The 22,057-nt window shown below is 60.5% G+C and carries 20 protein-coding genes; 10 read left to right on the top strand and 10 right to left on the bottom strand.

Annotated elements, in window-relative coordinates; all coding sequences use genetic code 11:
- Positions 1-19: 19 nt before the first annotated feature.
- The 6 genes from F3H58_RS00265 (at position 20) to F3H58_RS00240 (ending at position 6,738) form a co-directional block, all read left to right on the top strand.
- Positions 20-1,093, top strand: coding sequence for a BMP family ABC transporter substrate-binding protein (locus tag F3H58_RS00265; protein ID WP_149740861.1), 1,074 nt, complete (start codon positions 20-22; stop codon positions 1,091-1,093).
- A gap of 212 nt (positions 1,094-1,305) precedes the next feature.
- A complete protein-coding gene (locus tag F3H58_RS00260) occupies positions 1,306-2,043 on the top strand; it encodes a FadR/GntR family transcriptional regulator (protein WP_149741312.1) in 738 nt (245 codons plus the stop codon).
- Between the two features lie 222 nt (positions 2,044-2,265).
- A complete protein-coding gene (gene glmU, locus F3H58_RS00255; protein WP_149740860.1) occupies positions 2,266-3,627 on the top strand; it encodes a bifunctional UDP-N-acetylglucosamine diphosphorylase/glucosamine-1-phosphate N-acetyltransferase GlmU in 1,362 nt (453 codons plus the stop codon).
- Between the two features lie 102 nt (positions 3,628-3,729).
- Positions 3,730-5,556 (top strand): glutamine--fructose-6-phosphate transaminase (isomerizing), encoded by a 1,827-nt coding sequence (glmS, locus tag F3H58_RS00250; protein ID WP_149740859.1) that lies wholly within the window; start codon positions 3,730-3,732, stop codon positions 5,554-5,556.
- The gene (locus F3H58_RS00245) at positions 5,553-6,056 is read left to right on the top strand and encodes a GNAT family N-acetyltransferase (RefSeq protein WP_149740858.1); all 504 of its coding nucleotides are present in this window, start codon (positions 5,553-5,555) and stop codon (positions 6,054-6,056) included. Before glmS ends, F3H58_RS00245 begins: the two co-directional genes overlap by 4 nt.
- A gap of 13 nt (positions 6,057-6,069) precedes the next feature.
- Positions 6,070-6,738: a DUF502 domain-containing protein gene (locus F3H58_RS00240; RefSeq protein ID WP_059760288.1), complete on the top strand. Its 669-nt coding sequence runs from the start codon at positions 6,070-6,072 to the stop codon at positions 6,736-6,738.
- 1 nt (position 6,739) lies between these two features.
- Here F3H58_RS00240 and F3H58_RS00235 read toward each other — a convergent pair whose 3' ends face one another.
- The 4 genes from F3H58_RS00235 to recG are packed head-to-tail and all read right to left on the bottom strand — an operon-like array spanning position 6,740 to position 9,822.
- On the bottom strand, positions 6,740-7,123 hold the full coding sequence (locus F3H58_RS00235; RefSeq protein WP_149740857.1) for a type II toxin-antitoxin system VapC family toxin: 384 nt from the start codon (positions 7,121-7,123) through the stop codon (positions 6,740-6,742).
- Entirely contained in the window at positions 7,120-7,377 is a 258-nt protein-coding gene (locus F3H58_RS00230) for a type II toxin-antitoxin system Phd/YefM family antitoxin (protein ID WP_149740856.1), read from the bottom strand. Before F3H58_RS00230 ends, F3H58_RS00235 begins: the two co-directional genes overlap by 4 nt.
- A 54-nt stretch (positions 7,378-7,431) precedes the next feature.
- Positions 7,432-7,704, bottom strand: coding sequence for a hypothetical protein (locus tag F3H58_RS00225; RefSeq protein WP_149740855.1), 273 nt, complete (start codon positions 7,702-7,704; stop codon positions 7,432-7,434).
- A 12-nt stretch (positions 7,705-7,716) separates the two neighbouring features.
- The gene (recG, locus tag F3H58_RS00220; protein WP_149740854.1) at positions 7,717-9,822 is read right to left on the bottom strand and encodes an ATP-dependent DNA helicase RecG; all 2,106 of its coding nucleotides are present in this window, start codon (positions 9,820-9,822) and stop codon (positions 7,717-7,719) included.
- 189 nt (positions 9,823-10,011) lie between these two features.
- Between recG and F3H58_RS00215 the strand changes: the two genes are divergently transcribed.
- The 3 genes from F3H58_RS00215 to F3H58_RS00200 all read left to right on the top strand — a co-directional run bounded on the left by F3H58_RS00215 (position 10,012) and on the right by F3H58_RS00200 (position 14,551).
- Entirely contained in the window at positions 10,012-10,323 is a 312-nt protein-coding gene (locus tag F3H58_RS00215; RefSeq protein WP_065655165.1) for an FAD assembly factor SdhE, read from the top strand.
- 4 nt (positions 10,324-10,327) lie between these two features.
- Positions 10,328-13,825, top strand: coding sequence for a transcription-repair coupling factor (mfd, locus tag F3H58_RS00210; protein ID WP_149740853.1), 3,498 nt, complete (start codon positions 10,328-10,330; stop codon positions 13,823-13,825).
- A 381-nt stretch (positions 13,826-14,206) separates the two neighbouring features.
- Entirely contained in the window at positions 14,207-14,551 is a 345-nt protein-coding gene (locus F3H58_RS00200; RefSeq protein WP_013636325.1) for a hypothetical protein, read from the top strand.
- Between the two features lie 57 nt (positions 14,552-14,608).
- Here the strand turns inward: F3H58_RS00200 and F3H58_RS00195 are convergent, their stop codons facing one another.
- The 3 genes from F3H58_RS00195 to F3H58_RS00185 are packed head-to-tail and all read right to left on the bottom strand — an operon-like array spanning position 14,609 to position 18,148.
- Positions 14,609-15,541, bottom strand: a complete 933-nt coding sequence (locus F3H58_RS00195; RefSeq protein WP_149740852.1) for a DMT family transporter — start codon at positions 15,539-15,541, stop codon at positions 14,609-14,611.
- A 51-nt stretch (positions 15,542-15,592) separates the two neighbouring features.
- Positions 15,593-16,261, bottom strand: coding sequence for a DsbA family oxidoreductase (locus F3H58_RS00190; RefSeq protein WP_149740851.1), 669 nt, complete (start codon positions 16,259-16,261; stop codon positions 15,593-15,595).
- Between the two features lie 39 nt (positions 16,262-16,300).
- A complete protein-coding gene (locus F3H58_RS00185) occupies positions 16,301-18,148 on the bottom strand; it encodes an extracellular solute-binding protein (protein ID WP_149740850.1) in 1,848 nt (615 codons plus the stop codon).
- Positions 18,149-18,455: 307 nt separating this feature from the next.
- Between F3H58_RS00185 and F3H58_RS00180 the strand changes: the two genes are divergently transcribed.
- A complete protein-coding gene (locus F3H58_RS00180; protein ID WP_003523420.1) occupies positions 18,456-19,112 on the top strand; it encodes an invasion associated locus B family protein in 657 nt (218 codons plus the stop codon).
- A 92-nt stretch (positions 19,113-19,204) separates the two neighbouring features.
- Here F3H58_RS00180 and hspQ read toward each other — a convergent pair whose 3' ends face one another.
- The 3 genes from hspQ to glnA all read right to left on the bottom strand — a co-directional run bounded on the left by hspQ (position 19,205) and on the right by glnA (position 22,053).
- On the bottom strand, positions 19,205-19,534 hold the full coding sequence (hspQ, locus tag F3H58_RS00175) for a heat shock protein HspQ (protein WP_149740849.1): 330 nt from the start codon (positions 19,532-19,534) through the stop codon (positions 19,205-19,207).
- A gap of 88 nt (positions 19,535-19,622) precedes the next feature.
- The gene (locus F3H58_RS00170) at positions 19,623-20,543 is read right to left on the bottom strand and encodes a DMT family transporter (RefSeq protein WP_149740848.1); all 921 of its coding nucleotides are present in this window, start codon (positions 20,541-20,543) and stop codon (positions 19,623-19,625) included.
- Positions 20,544-20,643: 100 nt separating this feature from the next.
- Positions 20,644-22,053, bottom strand: coding sequence for a type I glutamate--ammonia ligase (gene glnA, locus F3H58_RS00165; RefSeq protein WP_003523416.1), 1,410 nt, complete (start codon positions 22,051-22,053; stop codon positions 20,644-20,646).
- Positions 22,054-22,057: the final 4 nt, after the last annotated feature.

Here is a 22,057-nt window from a genome sequence, read left to right as displayed (position 1 = left end):
CAAACCAACAGGGGTAAAAATGAAAAAACTGGTCATCGCACTCGCCGCTTCCGTCGCGGCTCTCGGCGGCGTCGTTTCTTCGGCGGAAGCCGCCGACGCCAAGAAGGTCTGCTTCATCTATGTCGGTTCAAAGACCGACGGCGGCTGGACGCAGGCGCATGATATCGGCCGTCAGGAACTGCAGGCGCATTTCGGCGACAAGATCGAAACGCCCTTCCTCGAAAGCGTTCCGGAAGGCCCGGATGCCGAACGCGCCATTGAGCGCATGGCCCGCTCGGGCTGCGAGCTGGTCTTCACCACCTCCTTTGGCTTCATGGATGCGACCGTGAAGGTCGCGCAGAAGTTCCCCAAGGTGAAGTTCGAGCACGCCACCGGCTTCAAGAATGCCGAAAACGTCGCCACCTACAATTCGCGCTTTTATGAAGGCCGTTACATTCAGGGCCAGATCGCCGCGAAGATGTCCAAGAAGGGTCTCGCCGGCTACATCGCGTCCTTCCCGATCCCGGAAGTGGTGATGGGCATCGACGCCTTCGTGCTCGGCGCGCAGTCCGTCAATCCCGACTTCAAGGTGAAGGTCGTCTGGGCCAACACCTGGTTCGACCCCGGCAAGGAAGCCGATGCCGCCAAGGCGCTGATTGACCAGGGCGTCGACATTCTGACCCAGCACACCGACACCACCGCGCCGATGCAGGTTGCCGCAGAACGCGGCATCAAGGCCTTCGGTCAGGCTTCGGACATGATCGCGGCCGGTCCGAAGACGCAGCTTACCGCCATCAAGGACACCTGGGGCGCCTATTACATCAAGCGCACGCAGGCTCTTCTCGATGGTACCTGGAAGTCCGAATCCGTCTGGGACGGCCTGAAGGACGGCATCCTGACCATGGCGCCCTACACAAACATGCCTGACGACGTGAAGAAGATGGCTGAGGACACCGAAGCCAAGATCAAGTCGGGCGAGCTGCACCCCTTCACCGGCCCGGTGAAGAAGCAGGACGGTTCTGAATGGCTGAAGGCGGGTGAAAAGGCCGAGGACGGCGTTCTGCTCGGCCTCAACTTCTACGTTGCCGGCGTCGACGACAAGCTGCCGCAATAACGGGACTTTCCATTCCCGCTGATAACAGGCCGCGCATGAAATTCATGTGCGGCCTTTGTTATTTTCATATGTTTTACGCCGTGGACGAAGTTTGCCTTTGCTTTTCAGGCGACTTGATGTTTTTCACTATATTCTGACTTGAGATATACACGTCTGGCGCGATTTTTTAAGATCGCCAACCGAACGGAAGGACATGGCACTTGCAGCGCGAAATGCTCGATGCGGCTATCGGTTTTCGAAAGCTGGGGACAAATCATGCACAGGTCGTTCACAAGCTCGGTCTCGATATCGTGTCCGGCACCTTCAAGACGGGTGAAATCCTGCCGGGCGATGCCGAGCTGATGGAGCGGCTGAAAGTATCGCGCACAGTGCTGCGCGAAGCGATGAAGACGCTGACCGCCAAGGGCATGATTTCCCCCAAGGCGCGTATCGGCACCCGGGTGACGGAGCGCGAAAGCTGGAACATGTTCGACAGCGAAGTGCTGCTCTGGCATTTCGAGGCGGGCGTCAGCGACGAGTTTCTGCTGCATCTTTACGATATCCGTCAGGCCTTCGAGCCCTATGGCGCAGGGCTTGCCGCCATCAGGGCAAAGGATGGCGATATCGCCAAGCTCGCCGCTTACGCCAACGAGATGGGCAATACCGCCTATTCCAAGGAAAAGCGCGCGCTTGCGGATATGAATTTCCATGTCCTCATTACCGAAATGTCCGGCAATCCGTTCATGCGCACCGTCGGTTCGCTGATAAAGGCGGCTCTGGTGGGCATTTTTCGGATGAGCAACCCGGAAACCGATCCCAATGAGATTTCCGACGTCTCGGCCTCCCACCTGCGGCTCGTGGAGGCGTTTCGCCTGCGCGATGAGGCCGCAGCGCGCCGCGAGATGGAAAGGCTGATCGAAAACGGCCGCCAGCAGGTGCTGGAATTCACTGCTCGTAACCCCCGGCGATAAATCACACCGCGGGAGCGGGATGCGATCCCATTCCAATCACGTTTGATGAAAATCGGTGCGGAAATTTGGTGCAGATTTGCATGGTTTCTTAAGTGGGCCGCCGTTATAGCAATTCCGGAATGAAATTACCGATGCGCCCGTTCGTTTGCCGGACGGCGTGAAGTCAAACATATGCCGCCGTCCTGGCCGCCCTGCGGCCGGTGACTGGGTGTTGGAGGTCTTATGGAGCGCAGCTCTCTAGCCGTTATTCTCGCAGCGGGCGACAGCACGCGCATGAAATCGTCGAAATCCAAGGTGCTGCATCCGGTCGCCGGGCGTCCGATGATCAGCCATGTGGTTGAGGCGGTGGCTGGATCTGGCGTCGGCTCGGTGGCGCTGGTGGTCGGGCGCGATGCCGACAATGTCGCTGCCGCCGCAAGCATGAAGGGTCTTCAGGTCGAAGCTTTCCTGCAGACGGAACGCAAGGGCACCGGCCATGCGGTTCTTGCCGCACGCGCAGCCATCGAGCGCGGTTTCGACGATCTCATCGTTGCCTATGGCGATGTACCGCTCATCACGTCTGCAACGCTCGACCGTGCGCGTGAGGCGATTGCCGCCGGCGCCGATGTCGCCGTCATCGGTTTCCATACCGACCGCCCGACCGGTTATGGCCGGCTTCTGGTCAAGGATGGCGAACTTGTCGCTATTCGCGAGGAGAAGGACGCGACCGATGCGGAGCGTAAGGTTACCTGGTGCAATAGCGGATTGATGGCCATCAACGGCCGCAACGCGCTGGACCTGCTCGACCGGATCGGCAACAGCAATGTGAAGGGCGAATATTATCTGACCGATGTGGTCGAGATCGCCCGTTCCCTCGGCCGCCGCGCCGTCGCCATCGATGCGCCCGAAACGGAACTGGTCGGCTGCAACAACCGCGCCGAACTGGCCTTTATCGAGAAGCTCTGGCAGGAACGCCGCCGCCACGAACTGATGGTGGATGGCGTTTCGATGGTTGCGCCCGAAACAGTCTTCCTCTCCTATGACACCAAGATCGGTCAGGACGTTTTGATCGAACCGAATGTCGTCATCGGTCCCGGCGTCACCATCGAGCCGGGCGCCGTCATCCATGCGTTTTCGCATCTGGAAGGGGCGCATGTCGCCGAAGGTGCGGCCGTCGGCCCCTATGCGCGGCTGCGTCCGGGCGCGAACCTGCACGCCAATGCCAAGGTAGGCAATTTCTGCGAGGTCAAGAAGGCGGAGATCGGTGAGGGCGCCAAGGTCAACCATCTGACCTATATCGGCGATGCATTCATCGGCGCGGGCAGCAATATCGGTGCGGGCACCATCACCTGCAATTACGACGGCTACAACAAGGCTGAGACGCGCATTGGCGCCAACAGCTTCATTGGCTCGAACTCGTCGTTGGTCGCTCCTGTCACCATTGGAGAGGGGGCCTATATCGCCTCCGGCAGCGTGATTACCGATGACGTGCCTGATGATGCGCTGGCGTTCGGGCGCGCACGCCAGGAGGTGAAACCAGGTCGCGCGACGGTGGTGCGCGAGCGGGCGAAGGCGCTGAAGGAAGCGAAGAAAAAGTCGTCCTGACGGACGTTACCAAACGATACCGAAAGTGACCGGCGCCATAATTGCGGATTGTTCGGGAACGGTTAGTAGTTTCGGCGAAGAGATCGCCGTCTGGAGAAATATATGTGCGGAATTGTCGGAATTGTCGGAACCCAGCCCGTTGCTGAACGGCTTGTCGATGCGCTGAAGCGTCTCGAATATCGCGGCTACGATTCGGCTGGTGTCGCCACCATCGACAATGGCGCGATGGACCGTCGCCGGGCGGAAGGAAAGCTGTTCAACCTGGAGAAGAGACTTTCGGAAGAGCCGCTGCCGGGCGTGGTCGGCATCGCTCACACCCGCTGGGCGACGCACGGTGTTCCCAACGAAACCAATGCCCATCCGCATTTTGTCGACGGCGTCGCCGTCGTGCATAATGGCATCATCGAAAACTTCGCCGAACTGCGTGAAGAGCTGACCGCCGGAGGCGCGAGCTTCACCACCCAGACCGATACCGAAGTGGTGGCGCAGCTTCTGGCGAAATATACCCGCGAGGGTCTTGGCCATCGCGAAGCGATGCTGAAGATGCTGAACCGCGTGACCGGCGCCTATGCGCTGGTCGTCATGTTAAAGGACGATCCCGGCACGCTGCTTTCGGCGCGCTCCGGCCCGCCGCTTGCCGTTGGTTACGGTCGGGGCGAAATGTTCCTTGGTTCCGACGCCATCGCGCTGTCGCCCTTCACCAACGAGATCACCTATCTGGTGGATGGCGACTGCGCCATCGTGACCCGGCAGGGTGCGGAAATCATCGATTTCTCCGGCAAGCCGGTGAAGCGCGAGCGTCAAATCTCGCAGGCGACGGCCTATGTGGTCGACAAGGGCAACCATCGCCACTTCATGGAAAAGGAAATCTACGAGCAGCCGGAAGTCATTTCCCATGCGCTCAGCCACTATGTGGATTTCGCTTCCAAGACCGTGAAGCAGGCGGACACGGCCATCGATTTCGCCAAGCTTTCCGGCCTTGCCATTTCCGCCTGCGGTACAGCCTATCTGTCCGGCCTGATCGGCAAATACTGGTTCGAGCGTTATGCCCGTCTGCCGGTGGAAATCGATGTCGCCTCGGAATTCCGTTACCGCGAAATCCCGCTCGTTCCCACGCAGGCTGCGCTGTTCATCTCGCAATCCGGTGAAACCGCCGATACGCTGGCGGCCCTGCGTTATTGCCAGCAGGAAGGGCTGAAGATCGGCGCGGTGGTCAACACGCGTGAATCCACCATGGCGCGCGAATCCGATGCGATCTTCCCGATCCTCGCCGGTCCGGAAATCGGCGTCGCCTCCACCAAGGCCTTCACCTGCCAGCTTGCCGTGCTCGCTTCGCTTGCCGTTGCCGCCGGAAAAGCGCGCGGCACGGTCACGCCCCAGCAGGAAACCGAACTGGTTCGCCATCTCACCGAGATGCCGCGCATCATGAGCAAGGTTCTCAACAGCATCCAGCCGCAGATCGAAGCGCTGTCGCGCGATCTGTCGCGTTTCAAGGACGTGCTTTATCTCGGCCGCGGCACCAGCTTCCCGCTGGCGCTGGAAGGCGCGCTGAAGCTCAAGGAAATCTCCTATATCCACGCCGAAGGTTATGCCGCGGGCGAGCTGAAGCATGGGCCTATCGCGCTGATCGACGAGAACATGCCGGTCATCGTCATCGCGCCGCATGACCGTTTCTTCGAAAAGACCGTTTCGAACATGCAGGAGGTCGCCGCGCGCGGCGGCCGCATCATCTTCATCACCGACGAGAAGGGCGCCGTGGCGTCCAAGCTCGACACCATGGCGACGATCACGTTGCCCAATGTCGATGAGCTTATTGCGCCGATGGTCTTCTCGCTGCCGATCCAGCTGCTCGCCTATCACACCGCTGTCTTCATGGGCACGGATGTGGACCAGCCGCGCAATCTGGCGAAGTCGGTAACGGTGGAATGATCGTCCGGCCGGAGCGGCAGGGGGATGAAGAGGCGATCGCTCGCGTTACGGAAGATGCTTTCCGTAACGTCGATTACAGCGACAAGACGGAACATCTGATCGTCGAGCGGTTGCGCAGGGCGGGCGCGCTTACCGTTTCACTGGTTGCCGAGGACAGCGAAGGCATCATCGGCCATATCGGTTTTTCGCCGGTGACGCTTACCAGCGGCGAGACCGGCTGGTTTTGCCTCGCACCGCTTTCCGTAACGCCGGAACGGCAGGGGCAGGGCGTCGGCTCTAGGCTGGTGCGGGACGGGCTGGCCGTTCTGGAGCGTCTGAATGCTTCCGGCGTGGTCGTCGCGGGCGATCCGGACTATTATGGCCGCTTCGGTTTTCGCCATGTCGAAGGGGTGAATGCGGAAGGGATTCCTGACGAATATTTCACAGTTCTTCGCTTGCATGGTGGAACTCCATCCGGCATTGTCGGTTTTCATCCGGGTTTCGATGGCGACAACGCTTAATTCCGAACGGTAAATGACCGATATTCCAGTCAAAATTTCATTCGCAGCCCGCCTGCGCAATAGTTTCCTCACGGGCGTTCTGATCCTCGCGCCCGTCACCATCACCATGTGGCTGGTGTGGAGCTTTCTGCAATGGGCCGATAGCTGGGTGAAGCCCTATATTCCCGCCCGTTACGATCCCGAGCAATATTTCGATGTGGCTATTCCCGGTTTCGGCCTGCTGATCGCCGTTATCGGCATCACGCTCATCGGCTTTCTCGGCAATAACCTCATCGGCAAATGGATTTTCGGCGTCGGCGAATCCATCCTCAACCGCATGCCGCTGGTGCGGCCGATCTACAAGAGCATCAAGCAGCTGTTCGAATCCGTTCTGAAAGAGCATTCGAACTCCTTCAAGAAGGTCGGCCTGATCGAGTTTCCGTCATCCGGCACCTGGGCGATGGTGTTCGTCGCCTCCGAGGCCAAGGGCGAGCTTGCCCATCGTTTCAATGAAATGGGCCAGCAGATGGTCGCCGTCTTCCTGCCGCCGACACCGGTGCCGACAGCCGGTTTTCTGCTGTTCGTGCCGAAAGACAAGATCGTGATGCTGGACATGACGCCGGAAGATGCGGCGAAACTGCTGATATCCGGCGGTCTGGTGGCCCCGGATTTCAAGCCGCCGAAGATGATCGCGCCGGTTTGAGCTATATAACGCCGAGGATGTCCGTCTGCGAAAAGTCGTTGCCGACGTAAAGCAAAGGGCAACCCTCGGTTTTCGCCAACTCGTAGGCAAAACAGTCGCCTAAATTCAACCCGGCGGGATGAATGCCTTTACCCCAGATGCGGTACGCTTCGGAAACGCCATGCGCCGATTTGAGGGTGACGGGTTTGATTTCGACGCTCAGACCTTCGATCAGCATCTCTAGTTCCCGGCTGCGGTCACGCCGCTGCGCCACGATCATGGTTTCCGCAAGCGTCCCCGCGGAAATGAGCAGAGGCTCATCTGTTTCGAGCGCTGCGGCGCAGGCATCCGCTTTGGGTTCATCGAGCAGGATCGCCATCAGAGCCGATGTATCGATAACGATCATTTCGGGAGGCCATGCTCGTCATAGAGAAAATCCTGACTATGCGCGGCATCCGGGCCATCATCGGCTTTGTTTGCGACAGTCGCGCGCACTTTTGCGAGCGCGGCTCTGCGGGAGGTTTTATCCGCCACGGCAATGACCGGAACCAGCCGCGCGGCGGCGTGGCCATGACGAGTGAGAATGACCTCGTCACCGGCTTCCGCGCGGCGCACCAGTTCGGTAAGCTGACTTTTTGCATCCGTCACGGATATCTGCACGGCTAACCTCGGGCGTTAAAGTTAGCATTATATTAGTCCATTCAATGGACCATATCAATCCTCGTCATCGAGATCATCCACCTCTGTTCCGGTGGTCGTGGCGTGGAATACGGGAACGAAAAGCCGCATATAAACCAGCCGCACGCTCCAGCCCTGTTCCAGTGCCTCCGCCCAAGCCTTTTTGCGGCCGGGCTTTTTGAATGCCTTGCCAATCGCCTTTTTCGCACTCTTCGCAAATGTCTCGGGTTGCAGGATGTTCTGGGGGGAGCACAGCGCGTATCCCTTGCGGAAGGCGGGTGGCGGGCGGCGCGGGTCGATCATGTTCATGGGCGTTCACTTTCAGCCGGCGTGCAGGAAACGAATCGCTTCGTCGCGGCGGTGCAGATAGAGCAGGGTGCGCAGGCTCTCGCCGCGCGGGCCGGTCAGTTCCGGGTCGCGCTCGATGACGTAGGCGGCGTCCTTGCGGGCGATTTCGAGAAGATCGGCATGGGCCTCGAGGCTGGCGATGCGGAAGCCCGGCGTGCCGGACTGGCGGGTGCCGAGCAGCTCGCCTTCGCCGCGCAGCTTCAAATCTTCCTCGGCGATCAGGAAGCCGTCCTCGCTGTCGCGCAGGATGGAGAGCCGGGCACGGCCGTTTTCGCTGAGCGGGCCCTTATAGAGCAGGATACAGGTGGAGGCTTCGTCGCCACGGCCAACGCGACCGCGCAGCTGGTGAAGCTGGGCAAGGCCGAACCGTTCGGCATGTTCGATGACCATGATCGTCGCGTCAGGCACGTCGACGCCCACTTCCACCACTGTCGTTGCCACCAGAAGCCGGGTTTCGCCGTTCTTGAAGGCCAACATGGCGGCGTCTTTTTCCGGGCCACTCATACGTCCGTGAATGAGCCCGATATTTGCGCCAAGCATTTGCGACAGAACCGCGTGGCGCTCTTCTGCTGACATCAGGTCGGACTCTTCGGTTTCCTCCACCAGCGGGCAAATCCAGTAGGCCTTCTTGCCCTCCTTCAGCGCCGCGCGCAGCCGCTCGACAATATCGCCGATCCGTTCAGTCGGGATCGTCACGGTCTGGATCGGTTTGCGGCCCGCCGGCTTTTCGGTGAGCTTGGAGACATCCATATCGCCGAAAGCGGCCAGAACCAGCGTGCGCGGAATAGGCGTGGCGGTCATGACCAGCATATGCGGCGTGATGCCCTTGGCGGTGAGGCGCAGGCGCTGGTGCACACCGAAGCGATGCTGCTCGTCCACCACTGCCAGCACGAGGTTCCTGTAACTCACGCTATCCTGAAACAGCGCATGGGTGCCGATGACGATCTGCGCTTCGCCGGAAGCGACGCGCTCCTCGATCTCGCGGCGCTCCTTGCCCTTGGTGCGGCCGGTCAGCACTTCGACGGTGATGCCCGCTGCCTGAGCGAGTTTGGATATGGTGGCGTAGTGCTGCCGGGCAAGGATTTCGGTCGGGGCCATCAGCACCGCCTGTCCGCCGGCCTCCACCGCCGTTGCCATGGCCATCAGCGCCACCAGAGTCTTGCCCGCGCCGACATCGCCCTGCAGCAGCCGCAACATGCGGTCTTCGCCGGCCATGTCGGTCAGGATATCTTTCACCGCAGCGCTCTGGCTTGCCGTCAGCGAGAAGGGCAGTTGCGACAGGATTTTGGCGGCGATATCACCCTTGGCGCGGACCGGCTGGCCCGCCACCTTGCGCAGCCGCTGGCGCACCAGCGCCAGTGAGAGCTGCCCGGCCAGGAATTCGTCATAGGCAAGCCGCCTGCGCGCCGGGGCTTGCGGTTCGATATCGGCGCTGTCGCGCGGGTCGTGCAATTCGCGGAAGCTGGACGCCACGTCACCGAAGCCCTGCCGGGTCTTGAACGTCTCGTCGATCCATTCCGGAAAGACCGGCAGCTTTGAAAGCCCGCCTTCGATTGCCTTGCGCAGCACCTTGGCAGACAGCCCGGCGGTCATGGGATAAACGGCTTCGACCAAAGGCAGGTTTTCCGCCTCGGAAAGCTTCACCATGAAATCCGGATGCACCATGGAGGCGCGGCCGTTGAACCAGTCCACCTTGCCGCTGACGAGAACCTCTTCATCGACGGGCAGGGCCTTGGACAGCCAGTCGCCCTTGGCGCGGAAAAATGTCAGCGCCAGTTCACCGGTTTCGTCATGCAGGAAGACGCGATATGGCGCGTTGCGGTTTCCCGGCGGTGGCGGCTGGTGGCGGTCGACGCGTCCCTGAATGGTGACAATGGCGCCGGGTGCTGCAAGCGCAATGCCGGGGCGGTTGCGGCGGTCGATGACGTTGGATGGCGCGTGGAAGAGGAGATCGATGACGCGGGTGTCGTCGGCGCTTTCCCGGCTGAGCAGCTTAGCCAGAAGATCGGCAAGTTTCGGCCCCACACCGGCAAGGGTGGAGACGGAGGCAAACAGCGGATCGAGAATGGCCGGGCGCATGGGTCAGCAAAATCGGGGAAGGGGGCGGCTTATGCAAGACTTCGCTGGTCACAAAGGCGGGTTATCACCGGCAGATTTTCACTGCCGTGGCATTATTTCGATAAAAACCGGTTCCCAAGCGTTCGCCTCCTGTTCTATAGGAGGTCGCAGTCAACATTCTGTTGAATAGCCAACCGAAAGGTGAATGCGATGACTGGACTGGTGCGCACGAGCGCCGACCTCGATCCGAGACGCCGGCGGATACTTTACCGCTGCTGGCACCGCGGCATTCGCGAGATGGATCTGGTGCTCGGGCAATTCGCGGAAGACAATATTGCCGGGCTTTCCGATGACCAGCTCGACGAGTTGGAAGTCATCATGGCGGAAGAGGATAACGACCTCGTCAAGATGGTGACCGGTGCGCTTGCCATACCGGAAAAATTCCAGACCCCGCTGTTCGAGAAGATCGCCTCCTACCGTCCCGATTTCGATCTCGTCACCACTGACACCCTGAAAGCGTGAGAATATGATAGCCGGATTCGATGCAAAGCTGGTGTCGTCGGCCGATACGCCGCTGACCATCGGAAACGTGCCTTCCGGCATGGAAGCCCTTTTGCTTGCCGATATGGCGCGGGCCGGCACGTCGGTCGCCTATGTGATGTCGGATGGCCAGCGGGTCGCCGATCTCGAACAGATCCTCGGTTTCGTCGCGCCGGATATTCCGGTGATGACGCTTCCCGCCTGGGACTGCCTTCCCTATGACCGCGTGTCACCGAGCGCTGACACCTCGGCGCGCCGGCTGGCGGCGCTCTCCGGTCTGATCGCTCACGCGAAGAAACCGCATCCGGCCATCGTGCTCGTCACCGTCAACGCCATGCTGCAGAAGATGGCGCCGCGCGACATTATCGAGAGTCTCGGCTTTTCTGCCAAACCCGGTAACCAGATCCGCATGGAGGAGATTGCCGCGCGGCTGGAGCGCAACGGTTTCGACCGGGTGGCGACGGTGCGCGAAGTGGGTGAATTTGCCGTGCGCGGCGGCATTCTGGACGTCTTCGTGCCGGGAACGGAAGAGCCGGTGCGGCTCGATTTCTTCGGCGATACGCTGGAAAGCATCCGCACCTTCGATCCGGCCAGCCAGCGCACCATCGGTCAGGCGCGCTCGCTCGATCTGAACCCGATGAGCGAAGTGACGCTGACGCCGGATACGATCAGCCGTTTCCGCAAGAATTACCTGTCGCTGTTCGGTGCAGCGACGCGAGACGATGCGCTTTATCAGGCCGTCTCCGAAGGCCGCCGTTATGCCGGCATGGAGCACTGGCTGCCGCTGTTTTACGAGCAGCTGGAGACCGCCTTCGATTATCTGAAGGATTTCCGCATCGTCACCGATCATACGGCGCGGGAGGCGGCGAAAGAGCGCTCCAAGCTGGTGCTCGATTACTACGATGCGCGCCGCAGCTCCGGCGAAACCAAGGGCTCCACGCAGGGCGCGCCCTATAAGCCTGTTTCGCCCGGCCAGCTTTATCTCGACGGCAAGAGCTTCGATGCCGCGCTTGCTGCCGTCAATGCGGTGCGTCTCACGCCCTTCAACGAGCAGGACAGCGAAGGCCGCCCGGTCGCAACGCTTGACGCCCATGTCGGGCCGCGCTGGGCGCGCCCGCCAACCGAAGGCGAGAGCGAAGAACGGGTGAATGTTTTCGATCTGGCGGTGAAGCACATTGCCGAGCGCCGCGCCAAGGGCTGGAAGGTGCTGATCACCGGCTGGTCGGAAGGTTCGCTCGACCGCTTGTTGCAGGTGCTGAACGAGCACGGGCTTGAGAAGATCAAGCCGGTTACCTCGCTGAAAGAGGTGGAGAAGCTCGGCAAGGGCGAGGCGGCCTCGGCGGTTCTGAGCCTTGAGACGGGTTTCGAAACCGGGACGCTGGCCGTTATCGGCGAGCAGGATATTCTCGGCGACCGCATGGTGCGCCGCTCCAAGCGCCGCAAACGCGGTGCGGATTTTATCTCGGAAGTGGCTGGTCTGGACGAGGGCTCGCTGGTCGTCCACGCGGAACACGGCATTGGTCGTTTTGTCGGCCTGCAGACCATCGAGGCGGCGGGCGCACCGCGCGCCTGTCTGGAACTGCACTATGCCGATGACGCCAAGCTGTTTCTGCCGGTTGAAAACATCGATCTTCTGTCCCGTTACGGTTCCGATGCGGCGGAAGCGCAGCTCGACAAGCTTGGCGGTGGCGCATGGCAGATGCGCAAGGCCAAGCTCAAGAAGCGCCTGCTCGACATGGCCGATGAGCTTATCCGCATTGCGGCCGCGCGTCTGGTGCGCCATGCGCCGGAGCTCATTACGCCGGACGGGCTCTATGATGAGTTTGCAGCTCGTTTCCCCTACGACGAAACCGAGGACCAGCTAAACGCCATCGAGGCGGTGCGGGAGGATCTCGCGGCCGGCCGGCCGATGGACCGCCTTATCTGCGGCGACGTTGGCTTCGGCAAGACCGAAGTGGCGCTGCGCGCCGCCTTCCTTGCCGCCATGAATGGCGTGCAGGTGGCGGTCGTGGTGCCGACCACGCTGCTCGCCCGCCAGCATTTCCGGACTTTCTCGGAGCGCTTTCGCGGGTTGCCCATCCGGGTGCAGCAGGCGTCGCGCCTTGTTGGCTCCAAGGAACTGGCGCTGACCAAAAAGGAAGTCGCCGATGGCAAGACGGACATCGTCGTCGGCACGCATGCGCTGCTCGGTGCGGGCATCAGTTTTGCCAATCTTGGTCTGCTCATCATCGACGAAGAGCAACATTTCGGCGTCAAGCACAAGGAACGGCTGAAAGAGTTGAAAAGCGATGTGCATGTGCTGACGCTTTCTGCGACGCCAATTCCACGTACGCTGCAGCTGGCGATGACCGGCGTTCGCGAACTCTCGCTCATCACCACGCCGCCGGTCGACCGCATGGCGGTGCGCACCTTCATCTCGCCCTTCGATCCGCTGGTGATCCGCGAGACCTTGATGCGTGAGCATTATCGTGGCGGCCAGAGTTTTTACGTCTGCCCCCGTCTTGCCGATCTCGCCGATATCCATGCCTTCCTGCAATCGGATGTGCCGGAACTGAAGGTGGCTGTGGCGCACGGCCAGATGCCGGCGGGTGAACTCGAAGACATCATGAATGCCTTCTACGACGGCAAATATGATGTGCTGCTGTCGACCACCATCGTCGAATCCGGCCTCGATGTGCCGACCGCCAATACGCTGATCGTGCACCGCGCCGATATGTTCGGTCTTGCCCAGCTTTACCAGCTGCGCGGCCGTGTCGGCCGTTCCAAGGTGCGCGCCTTCGCGCTCTTCACCCTGCCGGTCAACAAGGTGCTGACGACGATGGCCGAGCGGCGGCTGAAGGTGCTGCAATCGCTCGATACGCTGGGCGCCGGCTTCCAACTGGCGAGCCACGACCTCGATATTCGCGGTGCGGGCAACCTGCTCGGCGAGGAGCAGTCCGGCCATATCAAGGAAGTCGGTTTCGAGCTTTACCAGCAGATGCTGGAAGAGGCGGTTGCCGAAGTGAAGGGTGACGAGCAGGTGCAGGATAGCGGCTGGTCGCCGCAAATCTCGGTTGGCACCTCCGTCATGATCCCGGAAGACTACGTGCCGGATCTGCATCTGCGCATGGGTCTTTACCGCCGCCTTGGCGAGCTTGCCGATATCAGCGAGATCGATGGTTTCGGTGCGGAAATGATAGACCGTTTCGGTCCCCTGCCGAAAGAGGTGCAGCACCTGCTCAAGATCGTCTACATCAAGTCGCTCTGCCGCGTTGCCAATGTCGAGAAGGTGGATGCCGGGCCGAAGGGCGTGGTCGTGCAGTTCCGCAACAAGGAATTCCCCAACCCGGCGGCGCTTGTGGGGTATATCGGCAAGCAGGGTTCCATGGCGAAAATCCGCCCCGATCACAGCCTGTTCCTCAACCGCGATCTGCCGACGCCGGAAAAGCGGCTGGCGGGTGCGGCGATGATCATGACGCAGCTGGCGGAACTGGCGCGATCATAGATTTGAGCTTTCGGGGGGGTGTCCATTTGGACGTGGGCCGAAGGTGGGTGGGGCTTTACCCCCCTCTGCCCTGCCGGGCATCTCCCCCTCAAGGGGGGAGATCGATATGCGGCGAGGTTTCGACTATCTCAACGGTCGAGGATGAAGCGGCGACAGATCGTCCTGTCGATCTCCCCCCTTGAGGGGGAGATGCCCGGCAGGGCAGAGGGGGGTAAAGCCACACCCACCTTTGGCCACTCACAAATGCCCCACGCGGCTCAGCGAAAATTACCGCGATGTAACGAAACGGACATCTACCGGTAGCCTTCGTGGGCGTAATCTCATCCTCATACCCGGTGCGGCGGATGAGTGGATGCCGCCGGGTGATGAAGGAGCAGGACGATGTGGACCAATATCAACAGGTTTGCCACCGCTGGTCTGGTTGCTTTGACAATTGCGGGCACCACAATTGCCACCACCAGCCAGGCGGAAGCGCGCAATAATTTCGGCCGCGGCCTTGCCGCAGGCATTGCCGGCACGATCATTGGCGGAGCGCTGATTGCGGGTGCAAGACATCCCGGTTACGCTTATGGCCCCGCCTATTACGCGCCCGCCTACGGTCCGCCCGTTTATGCTGCACCGGCCTACGGCCCGCCAGTTGTTTACCAGCCGGTCTATCCACGCTGCCACGTGGCGTGGAGGCAGAACGCCTGGGGCGATATGTATCGGGTCAGGGTTTGTGATTGACCGAATGCCATGCCGGCGACGCGATACGCGTTGCCGGTTCTTCGCATTCGTTAGGCTTCAGCGCCCGTCTTCCGGCGTGATGCCGACGGCCACGTTCTGATCGGTGGCGGCGATCGAGGCGGGCAGCGGCACTTTTCTCTGCTTCTCGCGGATCAGCGTCAACAGGCCGGAGCCGACGATGAGGGCGATGCCGACGAGCATCCAACCGTCGATACGGTCACCGAAAATCAGATAACCGAACAGGATGGCCCAGAGCATCTGGCTATATTGCGTGGGACCGATCATGGCGGCGGGCGCATATTGGGCGGCATACATGACCAGGACGTTGCCAAGCGCGCCGAGCAGGCCATATCCCGCCAGCAGCAGCCATTGCTCGCCGGCTGGCATGACAAAAGTCGGCACCATGGCGATGCCGCTTATGGTGAGACAGCCGAGCACACCAGCCCCATAAAGCGAGACGTTCTTTTCCGACGGTCCCATGGCGCGGAAGATGACAATGCTGAGCGCGCCGCTGAAGCCGCCGATGATGGCGCCGAGATGGCCGACGCCCAGTTCGCGGAAGCCCGGCCGCAGGATGACCAGCACGCCCAAAAAACCGATGATGACGGCGGACCAGCGGCGGATGCCGACCTGTTCCTTCAGGAACACCACCGACATGATGGTGACGAAGGAAGGAAGGAGGAAGATCAGCGCGAAGGCTTCCGCCATGGAAAGATGGGTGAAAGCGGTCACGCTGCCCACTGCGCCGGTGCCGGCGGCAAAAAAGCGGATGATCCACAAAGGGCGGTTCGTCGTTTTCACCACATCCACCCAGTGATCATTGCGCTTGCGGATGAAGGGCAGGGCGACGAGGCCGAAAAGGGCGCCGAAGAAGGCCGATTCGATAGGTGAAATCTGGCCTTCTATGAGTTTAACGCTTGCATCGCTCCAGGCGTAGGCAGCGAAGGCGGCAAAGGCAAGCAGAATGCCTTTCAGGGTCTGGTCGGACACGGAAACACCGGCGAAAAATCGAGTTGATGAAAACCGCCGGTGGTTTGACCGTCAGTTCATCGATCTATGCTCGTCCGCCTTGATTTTTGCAATATCCCGCAGTGCAGCAATCAATACATCGGGCGTTTGTGCACCGCTTATGGCGTATTTCTGGTCGATGATGAAGAAGGGCACGCCGGCGACGCCCATCTGCTGGGCAGCATCGATTTCAGCGATGACCGTATCCTTGTCCGCGTCGGAAGCCAGCAGCCGCTCCACCACTTTCGCATCCATGCCGGCCTTTGCGGCAATGTCTGTCAGCACCGCGTGATCGCCGATGTTGCGACCCTCTTCGAAATTGGCCCTGAACAGCCCGGTCACGACGCGTTCCTGAACGTCGCGGCCTTCGGAATGGGCCCAGAGCGACAGGCGGTGGGCATCGAGCGTGTTCGGCCCGATCTTGATCGCGTCGAAATTGTAGTTGATGCCGACTTCCCTTCCGAGTTGTACAAGCGTGGCATGCGCCTGTTCGAGGCGTTCCTTGCCGAGCTTTTCCTCGAGTGCGGCTTTCTGGTCGACGCCTTCTGGCGGATAATCGGGGTTGAGGCGATAGGGACGCCAGTTCACATCGACGCTGATTTCGTCCTGCACCTCGGCAATGGCAAGATCGAGCCGAGCTTTGCCGAGATAACACCATGGGCAGACCATGTCCGATACGACGTCGACAACGATGCGTTCCATGGCTGATATTCCTTATATGATCGACATGATGGCGGCAGGTTATTGCGCCCGCGCATCCCACCAGGTCTGTTTCTGATTGCCCTGTATGGGTGTCATATCCGGGCGGTCGATATATTTCCAGCGCGCGACCCATTGGGCGCCTATATAATAGAGCGGAATGATATAATGTCCCGCCACCAGCAGGCGGTCGTAGGCGCGCACGGCTGCCTGGAAATCTTCCGTTGAACGGGCCTGCAACAACGCCTCTATCATCCGGTCTATATCTGGATTGGCAACACCTGCATAATTGAAGCTGCCCTGCGCATCGCGCGACAGCGAGTCCCAGCGGTTCAGCTGCTCCATCCCGGGCGAAAGCGATGAGGGCAGGGAGCGAATGATCATGTCGTAGTCGAAGCTGTTCGAGCGGGCCTGGTATTGCCCGTCATCGACCGAGCGGATGCCCATGGCGACGCCTATCAGGTTCAGCGAGCGCTGATACGCAAGCGCGATGCGTTCCTGCGCCGGGTTCTGCGTCATGATTTCGAAGGCGAGCTGGCGGCCATTGGCATCGGACATCTTGCCGTTCTTGATGCTGTAACCAGCCTCTTTAAGCTTGTCGACGGCCATTTTGAGCACCTTGCGGTCGGCGCCCGTGCCGTCTGTCGTGGGCAGGGCGTAGGTGCCTGCCAGCAGTTCAGCAGGCATGGTCTTGGCCGCATCGCCGAGCAGCGCAAGTTCGCGTTCGTCGGCAGCGTTGCCATAGGCGCCGAGCGGCGAGTTCTGCCAGTAGCTCTGGGTGCGCTTGAAGGAGCCGCCGAGGATGTTCTTGTTCATCCATTCGAAATCGAAGGCATAGGTAAGGCCTTCGCGCACCCTTTCGTCGGCGAAGACGGCGCGGCGGGTGTTGAAAACGAGGCCGAACATGCCGGTGGGCAGGCGGGGCTGGAAGACGTCCTTGACGATATCGCCGCGATGGACGGCCGGGAAATTGTAAGCCTGTCCCCAGTGGGAGGTATCGGAAGTGCCGTTGATGGCATCGCCTTCAGGATAAATGTCGATATCGCCCTTCTTGAAGGCCTCGAACATGGTGGTGACCTGAAGGAAATAGGTGACGCTGATCTCGTCGTAATTGTCGAAGCCGACCTTGCCGGGAATATCCTTGCCCCAATAATCCGGGTTCCGCTCCCAGATGATTCGTTCGCCCGGCCGCAGGGTTTTGATTCGGTATGGACCCGAACCGAGGACCGGGCCGAGGCCCGCCTGCTCGAATTTTTCCGGATCGATCGCATGTTTCGGCAGGATCGGGGTGGAGGAGGCGAGAATGAGCGGCGTTTCGCGGTTCGCCTTGTCATTGAAGGTGAAACGCACGCTGCGATCGCCGATTTTTTCCAGCTTCGCTACCCCGTCCAGACGGGTGTTGAAGGGCGGGCGCCCTTTTTCCTTCAGGAGATTGAAGGTGAAGATGACGTCATCTGCGGTCACCGGCTCGCCGTCGGACCATTTTGCCTTCGGGTTGAGGTTGAACTGGACGAAGCTGCGCTCCTCATCCCACTCTGCGGTTTCGGCGAGCAGGCCGTAAAGGCTGAAAGGCTCGTCGCTGGAGCGCAGCATCAGCGGTTCGTAGAGAAGATTGCCGAATTCCGGGTCCCAGACGCCGCGTGCGGTGGTGCGCATTCCCTTGAGAACGAAGGGATTGAGGCTGTCGAAGGTACCGACGACGCCGTAAGAGATTCGGCCGCCTTTCTTCACGTCCGGATTGACGTAAGGGAAGTGGCGGAAATCTGCCGGCATAGCAGGCGTGCCATGCATGGAAATGCCGTGAAGCGGCTGTGCCAGGGCGGTTCCGGCGGGAAGCAGGGATGATCCCAGAAGGAACAATGCGGGGATGAGGGCCGCAAGGTTGCGCATGTCACTATCCTGTCTCAACGGTCAGTCCGATATGTGGACCTGACCGGTTTATCGTCATGATTCTGGCAGATATGTAGCACACGGACATTGCATGACCCATGCAACGGCGGGAAATCTTGGGTCAGCTCAAGAAAAAGTTAAAGAAGTGCTGGATATCGCCGCGATCGGCATGTAACAGGGGGACCGGAAGAGACGGGTCACGCATTTGCCTCATTTAAACGACAGTTGAACGGGCAGAAGGATACCGCCATCGGCGAACAGGATCTTGCGGTTCTGTTCTGGCAGACATTCAGGAGACGGAACTCTTATGATGCACAAGGCAAACACATTCACCCGGACGGCTCTGTCCGCTCTGGTCCTTTCTCTCGGCGCAATGTCCGCTCCGGCCATCTCGCAGGCGCAGGATGCGGCTCCCGCCGCTCAGGGCGCTGGCGCTCCGCCGCTCGGCTGGTTCAAGACCTGCTCCAAGCAGGAAGACAACGATGTCTGCGTCGTGCAGAACGTGGTTCTTGCCCAGAACGGCCAGATGATCACCGCCGTCGGCCTCATCACCGTTGAAGGCAAGGTCAACCGCAAGCTGCTGCAGGTCTCCGTTCCGACCGCGCGTCTCGTTCCTCCGGGCGTGATGATGCAGATCGACGGCGGCAAGGGCCAGAAGCTCGATTACGCCGTTTGCCTTCCCGACAAGTGCACGGCCGAAGTTCCGCTGACGGACGCGATGATCGCTTCCCTGAAGAAGGGTAGCGAGGTGGTCTTCACCTCCATCAACTTCCGCCGCGCGCCGAACCCCATCAAGATCGCGCTCTCCGGCTTCACCGGCGCCTATGACGGCCCGGCGATCACCCAGTCGCAGCTTGCCGAAAGCCAGCGCAGCCTGCAGGAAGGCATGCAGAAGAAGGCTGAAGAGGCCCGCAAGAAGCTGGAAGCCGCACAGGACGCTGCCAAGGGCGCGCCGAAGCCCTGATCGCAGCGTAAGCACCAAAAACAGGAAAACCGGTCTGGCGACAGACCGGTTTTTTTATGCCCCTGGGAGGGAGGGGAGAACGTTGGCGGGGGTCAATGCGCCGTCGACATTTTCGGGCGCCATTCGCCGTTCGGCGCCTTGTCGAAGATGCGGCCGATATTGGGGTTTCGGAGCGGCGTCTCGTTTTCGTCGTGGACGAGGTTCTGTTCGGAAACATAGGCGACATATTCCGTCTCCTCGTTTTCGGCCAGAAGATGATAGAAGGGCTGGTCGCGATCCGGCCTGATTTCCACAGGGATGGCGTTCCACCATTCCTCGGTATTGGCATATTCCGGGTCCACGTCGATCACCACACCGCGGAACGGAAACACCTTGTGGCGGACGATTTCGCCAAGCGTGAATTTTGCGTTTCTTTGTTTCATGGCATGTACTTCCTTTCCCAATACTAGGTGGTATCGGAATGCGAAATATCAAGACCTAGCGGTTTTGGCGCCGGTCTGCCTTCCGCGTTCAGCGCCTTCTGCCGATGGGTGCGGTGGCGATGATGACGCCGCCGGTGACCAGCACGATGCCGATGGCGTGATAGGTCTCGAAAGTCTCCCCCAGAAACAGCGTGGCCATGAGGATCGAGACCGGCGGCATCATGTAAAGCGTGACGCCAGCGGTGGCGGGACCGAAGACGCGCACTGTATGGGTAAAGCAATAAAAGGCCAATAGTGAGGCGAACAGGATGATGCCGCCGATCTTGGCCCAGGCCATTGGCGTGGCGGGCAACATGCCGCCCTGCGCCAGTTCCAGCGCCGCAGGCGGCAGAAGCACGAGCGCGCCGGAAAAGGCGATCAGGCCGAAAAGACTGAAAGAGGCCATCTGCCGTGCAGCGGGATTGCGCAGCAGCAGAGAATAGACCGCAAAGGCGATGGCCGCCGTCAGGATCGCGAAATCGCCAATGTTGAAATTCAGGTGCCAGAGAGCGGACATATCGCCCTTGAGCACGATGGCCGCCACGCCGGCAAAGGCGATGACCATGCCTGCCACTTCCAGCTTCCGGATCGGGCGGCCCTGAAAGACGCGCTGGAACAGGATGATGAACAGCGAGGACGTGGTGTAGATCAACGTGCCGTTGGCGGCCGTCGTCATGGTCAGCCCCCAATAGACCACGCCGCCGCAGATGCCCATGCCGAGAATGCCGAGGACGAGCCAGAGCAGCGTTTTTCGCCGCACGAAGGCAAGGCAGTTGCGCCAGTCGGCGATCATGAAGGGGGCGATGATGAGGGTCGAGCCGATCCAGCGGATGAAGGCGGCGATGAAGGGTGAGACTTCGCCGACGACGCCACGGCCGAAAATGACATTGCTGGAAAAAAAGAACGGCACCGCCAGAAAGATAAGCCAGTCCGTGAGGCGCGTTTGCTGAGAGGCTGGCTTGTTCGACATTCTTCGCAATGATGGCTGGGCTTCAAAAGAAAACGGCGGCTTTCCAGGGAAAACCGCCGGAATGGATGGAGCGCCCCGATGGGAGCGCTCCAAAGGCCGATCAGGCCGAGTAGTACATGTCGAATTCGACCGGATGCGGGGTCATTTCGAAACGCATGACTTCCTGCATCTTCAGCTCGATGAACGAGTCGATCTGGTCGTCGTCGAACACGCCGCCGGCGGTCAGGAACTTGCGATCCTTGTCGAGGCTTTCCAGCGCTTCGCGCAGCGAGCCGCAGACGGTCGGAATCTTCTTCAGTTCCTTGGCGGGAAGGTCGTAAAGGTCCTTGTCCATCGGCTTGCCGGGGTGGATCTTGTTCTTGATGCCGTCGAGGCCGGCCATCAGCATGGCCGCAAAACCGAGATAGGGGTTCTGGGTCGGGTCCGGGAAGCGGACTTCGACGCGCTTTGCCTTCGGGTTGGAGCCGAAGGGAATACGGCACGAGGCGGAACGGTTGCGCGCGGAGTAGGCGAGCAGAACCGGCGCTTCATAACCCGGCACCAGACGCTTGTAGGAGTTGGTGGTGGGGTTGGTGAAGGCGTTGATGGCCTTGGCGTGCTTGATGATGCCGCCGATGTAATAGAGGCAGGTCTCGGAAAGGCCTGCATATTCGTCACCTGCGAAGGTCGGCTTGCCGCCCTTCCAGATCGACTGGTGAACGTGCATGCCCGAGCCGTTGTCGCCGAAGATCGGCTTCGGCATGAAGGTTGCCGTCTTGCCATAGGCATTGGCGACCTGGTGCACAACGTACTTGTAGATCTGCATCTTGTCGGCGCTGGAGACGAGCGTGTCGAACTTCACGCCCAGCTCGTGCTGTGCGGCAGCCACTTCGTGGTGGTGCTTTTCGACGACGACGCCCATTTCGGCCAGAACCGTCAGCATTTCGGAGCGCATGTCCTGCAGGCTGTCGATCGGCGGAACCGGGAAATAACCGCCCTTGACGCGCGGACGGTGGCCGAGGTTGCCGGTCTCGTAATCCGTGTCGTCGTTGGACGGCAGTTCGGACGAGTCGAGCTTGAAGCCGGTGTTGTAGGGATCGGCCTTGTACTTCACGTCGTCGAAGACGAAGAATTCCGGCTCCGGGCCAACGAAAACGGTGTCGCCGATGCCGGATGCCTTGAGGTAGGCTTCGGCCTTCTTGGCAGTGCCGCGCGGGTCGCGGTTATAGGCTTCGCCCGAGACCGGGTCGAGAATGTCGCAAAGGACGACCAGGGTGGACTGGGCGAAGAACGGGTCGATATGGGCGGTGGCCGGATCGGGCATCAGCACCATGTCGGACTCGTTGATGGCCTTCCAGCCGGCGATCGAGGAGCCGTCGAACATGACGCCATCGGCGAACATGTCTTCGTCCACACAGACAACATCCATGGTGACGTGCTGCAGCTTGCCCTTGGGGTCGGTAAAGCGCAGGTCCACGAACTTGATGTCGTTATCCTTGATCTGCTTCAAGATATCGTTTGCGGTCGTCATTTAA

It is taken from the genome of Rhizobium sp. NFACC06-2 (assembly GCF_900101425.1).
Lineage (GTDB): Bacteria > Pseudomonadota > Alphaproteobacteria > Rhizobiales > Rhizobiaceae > Agrobacterium > Agrobacterium leguminum.
The sequence above is the reverse complement of the archived record's forward strand: the minus strand, read 5'-3'. Positions and strand labels throughout refer to the sequence as shown.